Raw genomic sequence first — 2,628 nt, forward strand, 5'->3', positions numbered from 1 at the left:
CCCATGTAATTTTCCTCCTGTCTCCTGTCTCCTGTCTCCTGTCTCCTTCTTCAAACCAATTTCATAAAATATTGCTACAGTCATGGCACAGAGAATAGGGAATAGGGAATAGGGAAAGAAAAACAGAAATATTAAAGAGGAAAAAAGGTTGAATTGCTAGAATTTATGGAATTTATATTTTTTTATTGTAGGAAGAAATCATCAACTAAGATGTAACTACCTTTTTTTAATTTGGTATTATCTCTATTCCCTCTGTCTTTTATGCTAAGTTATTGAGGGTTTTCAACTAGGACTTATGCTGATGATGAACCTCAGACAGAGGAATGTTTTCCCTCCTGTTCCCTGTTCCCTGTTCCCTGTTCCCTGCTATAGATAAAGAAATTAGTGAGGGATTATTTTCTCCTGAGCTAACAGTTATAGTAATAATTTTTGCCTCAATTAATCGTACTTCTTTTGGTGGTTTATCTATGCCAGGATTAATTAAATACGCAGGAAAACAAGCTGCACTTAAACTCAGTCGAATAGCATTACCTTTCTCAATTTTTATACAAGTTGGCTGTAAATATATTTTCACTGGTAAATCCTTAGAAACAACCTTGATATAACCTTGGGTAAAATTATAAACATTGCCGTTTGGTTTAACTTCAGATAACACAGCCGAAATGTCAAAACTACTGGTATCTGCTGTACAATAAACTTCTACATAAACATCTCCAGATATGTGTAAATCTTCTGTTAAAAATTCAGAAGTATAAGTCAAAATATCGGTACGACAATCTAATTCTGAACGTTCAAAAGAACCTGCTGGAAATGTGGCATGACCACCTAATGCTGGAACGGGTCGCCAAGGGTCATGTACGAATATATCATCAGTAGAAATGTCAGGATAATTATCGTTGAGTGTTCCTGAGTCTTCTCTCATATTTGCAAGTCCTGTACTAGCTAAATAATAAAACTGATAATTATTACTCGGCCAGGAATTAAAATTACGCCATTCGTTACTTCCCATCTCAAATAAAGAAACAGGCGATCGCTCTAATATTCCTGTATTTATTCCTTTGAGAAATTGGTCGAACCATAATATTTGTATATCATCTATGGGGTTAGAAGCTGCTAAACCATAATTTATAGCTCCTAGTTTTCTTCCCCAAGGAATATGAGACCAAGGACCTACTATTAATTTTTGCAAGAATTTACTACGACAAAATATTTTTTTATATAAATTAATTGTGCCTCGTAAATAGGTATCAAACCAACCACCAATATGTAACATTGGTAGGTCTATGTTTTCTAAATTTGGTGATAGATTTTGCCAATATTCACCAGGTTTATAATTTTCTAACCATTGATGGTAAAAAGAATCTAGCCCATACTTATTCATTACTTCCGATAAAGCAGGAATTGGAGTAGAAAAAGAAAATTTTTTAGCAGCTTGATAAAGTTCTTGATAAGCTTGTTCATCTTCTTGTAAACGAGCAGTTTCTGTTGCTAGTTGAATTGCCCAACCTAAGTTTGTTTGTAAACAAAATGCTCCTCCTTCGTAAGCCCATTCTGAATATAAATTATCGGCAATCATAGCAGGACAAATTGTTTTTAAAGCGGGAGGTTTAGCACTAGCAGCATATAGTTGAGTCATGCCTTGATAAGAGAATCCATACATCCCTATTTTGCCAGTGCTACCTGGTAAATTTGCTGCCCAATTAATAGTATCAATTCCATCTTCAATTTCATGGGCAAATAGTTGAAATTCTCCTTCAGATGTACCTCTACCTCGTACATCTTGAATAATCACAATATAACCATGGGAAGCATACCATTTTGGATGAGCGTAGACTACTGTAGAAGCGATCGCTCTGCCATAAGGTTGTCGCATTAATAGTACTGGAAATTCACCTTCTGCATCAGGGCGATAAATATCAGCGTCTAAACGTACTTCATCTCTGGTAAATATTGAAGCTGTTTCTTTGGGTAAAACTTTCATTTTAATATTGAGGCTGAATAAATGTATGATTTTACAGGAATTAGGAGGTAGCTCCATCAAGTATTGATGCTTAATTTATTGTCTAGTAGTGCACTGACACAGCTTAAATGGTGCATTAGAAAATGGGGGGATGGGGTGATGGGGAGATGGGGTGATGGGGTGATGATGAAAAAAGCTAATGCACTACTTTAGGTGTGTCGGTCCAGTAGGGTGCGTTAATGAAATGTAACGCACCATCTAGATTTTAATTTTCTTAGTAATTAACAATTAATACCAAATCCGGTTTAGCACTTACCAAAAATAAATTAACTATAATTCATATATATCAAGCTTTTCTCAATCATAAATTGTGGTCTATAGTAATCGAATTTGGTATAATAACTACTTCTATTGAAAAATAAGAGAATTGAAAAAAATATTTTTATTATTTTTTATCTTTTATTCTGTAAAGTTGACTGTAGATCAAGACAGACAAGTAATAAATTTCATAATTCTGTGTAGCTTCACACACAATTGATATAACGGAGGATAGAAATCAAAATATTTTTGAGTGCTAATTAAGCAGATATAATATCAATTTTTATCATTTTCTTTGTGGGTTTAATACCCCACCGTCTACACGGTGTTCAAAATTACTTGGGGGAGCG

At 34.4% G+C, this 2,628-nt stretch carries 1 protein-coding gene; it reads right to left on the reverse strand.

Translation table 11 applies throughout. The features are described from left to right. Window positions 1-286 precede the first annotated feature (286 nt). Window positions 287-1,981 (reverse strand): CocE/NonD family hydrolase, encoded by a 1,695-nt coding sequence (locus D5R40_RS31950; protein WP_124155809.1) that lies wholly within the window; start codon window positions 1,979-1,981, stop codon window positions 287-289. Between the last annotated feature and the right edge of the window lie 647 nt (window positions 1,982-2,628).

This window comes from Okeania hirsuta (assembly GCF_003838195.1).
Lineage (GTDB): Bacteria > Cyanobacteriota > Cyanobacteriia > Cyanobacteriales > Microcoleaceae > Okeania > Okeania hirsuta.